This window comes from Streptomyces sp. NPDC059564 (assembly GCF_042735575.1).
Taxonomy (GTDB): domain Bacteria; phylum Actinomycetota; class Actinomycetes; order Streptomycetales; family Streptomycetaceae; genus Streptomyces.
Genome location: NZ_JBHWBP010000459.1, coordinates 1 through 5,194 on the forward strand (window position 1 = coordinate 1; position 5,194 = coordinate 5,194).

Annotated in this window: 1 protein-coding gene; it reads left to right on the forward strand. The window is 74.5% G+C overall.

Annotated features, from left to right (window positions below):
• Window positions 1-5,194: SDR family NAD(P)-dependent oxidoreductase (locus ACFV0Q_RS38125; protein ID WP_385012215.1), on the forward strand; the 5,194-nt coding region annotated here is incomplete at both ends.

Sequence of the window (5,194 nt, forward strand, 5' to 3'; positions counted from 1 at the left end):
AGCTGCTCACCGAGCCGGTGGAGTGGGCGGAGCACGGGCGTCCGCGCCGGGCCGGAGTGTCCTCGTTCGGCGTCAGTGGCACCAACGCCCACGTCATCGTCGAGCAGGCACCGGCCGAAGATGCCGAGGAGACGCGGCCCGACGGGGACGACCGGCCGGCGGTCCCCTGGCTGATCTCCGCGAAGGACGACATCGGCCTGCGGGCCCAGGCGGAACGCCTCCTCGGGTACGTCCAGTCCGCCCGCCGGACCGACGAGACCGACATCGCCCTCTCCCTGGCGACCACGCGCGCCTCCTTCCCCCACCGCGCGGCCGTCATCGGCGCGGACCGCGAGCTGCTCCTCCGGGGACTCACCGCCCTGGCACACGGCGAGACCTCCGGCGCGGAGACCGTGCGGGGAACGGCGTCCGCCGGAGGCAGCAGGACCGCGTTCCTGTTCTCGGGGCAGGGGAGCCAGCGCCTGGGGATGGGGCGTGACCTCTACGCGGCCTTCCCGGTGTTCGCCGAGGTCTTCGACACGGTCTGCTCCGCACTGGACGCGCACCTCGAACAGCCGGTGCGGGGCGTGGTGTTCGGCGATGACGCGGAGCTCCTGAACCAGACGACCTACACGCAGTCGGCGTTGTTCGCGGTCGAGGTGGCGCTGTTCCGGCTGGTGGAGTCCTGGGGTGTGCGGCCGGACCTCCTGGCGGGCCACTCGGTGGGCGAGTTCGCGGCGGCCCACGTGGCCGGCGTGCTCTCGCTCGAGGACGCGGCGCGGCTGGTGGCAGCGCGTGGCCGGCTGATGCAGGCGCTCCCGGCCGGGGGCGTGATGGTGGCGGTACAGGCCTCGGAGGACGAGGTACGGGAACTGCTGACCGGCTACGAGGACCGCGCGGGCATCGCCGCGGTCAACGGGCCGTCGTCGGTGGTGGTTTCGGGCGCGGAGGACGCCGTGGCAGCGGTCGTCGACCGGCTGTCGGCCGACGGGCGCAAGACGAAGGCGCTGTCCGTCTCGCACGCGTTCCACTCGCCGTTGATGGACCCGATGCTGGACGACTTCCGCACGGTCGTGGAAACGGTCACCTTCAATGCCCCGCGCGTGCCGGTCGTCTCCACCCTCACCGGGCACCTGGTGCCGGCGGAGGAGTTCGGCTCCGCCGACTACTGGGTGCGCCACGTCCGCGAGGCCGTCCGCTTCGCCGACGCCGTCGCCTCCCTGGCCGACGAGGGCGTCCGTACCTTCCTGGAGATCGGCCCCGGCGGAGCGCTGACGGCCATGGCCCAGGACTCCCTGGACGAGCACGCCGTCACGGTCCCCCTCCTGCGCACGGACCGCGCCGAGGACGTGGCCGTCACGACCGCCCTCGCCCAGCTCCACGTCCACGGGATTCCCGTCGACTGGACGGCCGTCTTCGCCGATCGCGGCGCCCGGCGCGTCGACCTCCCCACCTACGCCTTCCGCAACACGCCGTACTGGCTGCTCCCCGCCGACCCGCACGAGACCGGGCCCGCGGCGGCGGACCCGGCGGAGGCCGGGTTCTGGGAGGTCGTGGAGAGCCAGGATCTGGCGGCCCTCACCGAGCAGTTGGAGGTCGACGGGGACTCCCCGCTCAGCTCCGTACTGCCGGCCCTGTCCCAGTGGCGCCGGCAGCGGCGGGACCAGTCCGTTCTCGACGGCCGCCGGTACCGGATCTCGTGGAAGCCGCTCACCGGCCGGGAGGCGGCCGAACTGACCGGCGCCTGGCTGCTCGTCGTCCCGGCGGGCGCCGAGGACGACCGTACGGTCGCCGACGTGACGGCCGCCCTGTCCCGCCACGGCGCCGACGTCGTACCGCTGGTCGTACGCGCCGACGCGGACCGTCCGGCGCTGGCCGCACTGCTGCGCCGGGAGCTCGGAGACACCTCACCCGCCGGCGTCCTGTCGCTGCTCGCGCTCGCCGAAGAGCCGCACCCCGCCCACCCGGAGCTGCCCACCGGTCTCGCCCTGACCACCCTGCTCGTGCAGGCGCTGGGCGACGCGGAGGTGTCCGCACCGCTCTGGTGCGTCACCACGGGAGCGGTCACCATCGGCCGCTCGGACCCGCTGACCAGCCCCGGCCAGGGCATGGTCTGGGGCCTCGGCCGCTCGGTGGCCCTGGAGTTCCCGGAGCTCTGGGGCGGACTGGTCGACCTGGCCGGTGCCCTGGACGAGCGGACGGCCCGCCGGCTGGTGTCCGTACTGTCCGCACCCGCCGCGGAGGACCAGATCGCGATCCGGCCCTCCGGGATCTTCGTCCGGCGCCTGGTGCGGGCCCTCACCGGTGCCGCACCCGCCGACCAGGCCTGGCAGCCGCGCGGCACCGTACTGATCACCGGCGGCACCGGCGCGCTGGGCGCGCAGGTGGCGCGGCACGTGGCTGGGCGCGGCGCCGAACACGTCGTGCTGACCGGCCGACGGGGTCCGGAGGCCCCCGGAGCAGCCGAACTCGTGGCGGAGATCGAGGAGTTGGGCGCCAAGGTCACCGTCGTGGCCTGCGACGTCTCCGACCGGGAGGCGGTCGCCGACCTGCTCTGGTCGCTGCCCGAGGACCGGTATCCGCTGACGGCGGTGGTGCACGCGGCAGGCGTACCGCAGTTCGCACCCACCGACACCCTGGGCCTCGACGACCTCGCGGACGTCGTGTCCGCCAAGGTGGCGGGCGCGACGCACCTGGACGAACTCCTGGGTGACCGGCCGCTGGACGCCTTCGTCCTCTTCTCCTCGGTGGCCGGCGTGTGGGGCAGCGGCAGCCAGGCCGCCTACTCGGCCGCCAACGCCTTCCTCGACGGACTCGCCGAGCAGCGGCGCTCCCGCGGCCTCACCGCCACGGCGGTGGCCTGGGGGCCCTGGGCGGACGGCGGCATGGTGGGCGACGGCGAGGCGGAAGAGCACCTGCGCCGCCGCGGTCTGCCGGCGATGTCCCCGGACACCGCGATCGCCGCGCTCCAGCGGGCGCTGGACCACGACGAGACCGCCGTCGTCGTCGCGGACGTCAGCTGGGGCCGGTTCGCGCCGGCCTTCACCATCGCCCGGACCAGCCCCCTCCTCGCCGACCTGCCGGAGGTGCGCAAGGCCCTCGCCGAGGCCGAACCGGCCACGGGCACCGGAGGCGGCGCCGACGGCGCGGCGTCCTCCCTCGGAGCCGAGCTGGCGGCCCTCGCGGAGCCCGAGCGCCGCCGCGTACTGCTCGACCTCGTCAGGGCCGAAGTGGCCAGGGCGCTCGGCCATCCGGGCCGTGACTCCGTGGCCTCCGACCGCTCTTTCAAGGACCTCGGGTTCGACTCGCTCACCGGTGTCGAACTGCGCAACCGGCTGAACGCGGCCACCGGCCTGCGGTTGCCGACCACCCTGGTCTTCGACCACCCCAACGCCGCCGCGCTCGCCGCCTTCCTGGCCGCCGAGGTGTCCGGCCACGGCGCCGCCGCCGTCGGCGCGGACGGCGCCGCGCCGGCCGAGCGCACGGGGGCGGCCCCCGACGAGCCCATCGCGATCGTCGCCATGAGCTGCCGGTTCCCCGGTGGCGCCAACTCCCCCGAGCGGCTGTGGCAGCTCCTCGTGGACGGCGTCGACGCCGTGTCGGCCTTCCCGGCCGACCGCGGCTGGGACCTCGACGGCCTGTACGACCCGGACCCCGAACACCCCGGCACCACGTACGTCAGCGAGGGCGGGTTCCTCTACGACGCCGGCCGCTTCGACTCCACGTTCTTCGGGATCTCACCGCGCGAGGCCCTCGCCATGGACCCGCAGCAGAGGCTGCTCCTGGAAACCGCCTGGGAAGCCCTGGAACGGGCCCGGCTCGCACCCTCCGCCGTGCGCGGCAGCCGGACCGGTGTCTTCATCGGCTCCGGCTACCAGGGATACGGCGCGGGGCTGGGCGACCTCCCCGACGGCGTCGAAGGGCACCTGCTCACCGGCGCCTCCAGCAGCGTCATGTCGGGCCGGATCGCGTACTCCCTCGGCCTCGAGGGGCCCGCGATGACGGTGGACACCGCCTGCTCCTCCTCGCTGGTCGCGCTGCACCTGGCCACGCAGGCCCTGCGCCAGGGCGAGTGTGAGCTCGCGCTGGTCGGCGGCGCGGCCGTGATGGCGAGCCCCAACGCCTTCGTCGAGTTCAGCCGGCAGCGCGGTCTGGCCGCCGACGGCCGCTGCAAGCCGTTCGCGGCCGCCGCCGACGGCACGGGCTGGGGCGAGGGCGTCGGCATGCTGCTGGTGGAGCGGCTGTCGGACGCGCGGCGCAACGGCCACCCGGTACTCGCGGTCGTGCGCGGCAGCGCCGTCAACCAGGACGGTGCCTCGAACGGCCTGACCGCCCCGAACGGTCCGGCGCAGCAGCGGGTCATCCGCCAGGCGCTCGCCAACGCGGGTCTGTCGACCGCCGACGTGGACGTGGTCGAGGCGCACGGCACCGGCACCGCGCTCGGCGACCCGATCGAAGCCCAGGCGCTGCTGGCGACGTACGGGCAGGACCGGCCGGAGGACCAGCCGCTGTGGCTGGGCTCGCTCAAGTCCAACATCGGCCACACCCAGGCCGCTTCAGGCGTGGCCAGCGTGATCAAGACCGTGATGGCACTGCGCCACGGCTTGCTGCCGAAGACCCTGCACGTGGACGAGGCGTCACCACACGTCGACTGGTCGACGGGCGCGGTACGCCTGCTCACCGAGCCCGTGACCTGGACCGGGAACGGCCACCCGCGACGGGCGGCGGTCTCCTCCTTCGGCGTGAGCGGCACCAACGCCCACACCATCATCGAGCAGGCCCCGGCCACCACGCCCGGCGAAGAGGAGGAGGGCGACGGGGCGCCCGCCGAAGAGCGGTACCTGCTCTGGACGGTGTCCGGCAAGGACGAGGCGTCCCTGCGGGCTCAGGCACGCAACCTCCTGGCCCACACGGCGAACCACCCGGACCTCGCTCCGGCGGACCTCGCCCGCACGCTGGCCGAGTCCCGTACCGCCATGCCACACCGCGCGGTCGTCCTCGGCCGGACCACGGCCGAACTGGCCGCCGGCCTGGAGGCCCTGAGCAACGGGGAGTCGGCCGCGGACCTCGTACGGGGCGTCGCGCGCCCGGCGGAAGGCCGTACGGCGTTCCTGTTCTCGGGGCAGGGGAGTCAGCGGCTGGGGATGGGGCGTGAACTGTACGCGGCCTTCCCGGTGTTCGCGGATGCGTTCGATGAGGTGTGTGCGCATGTGGA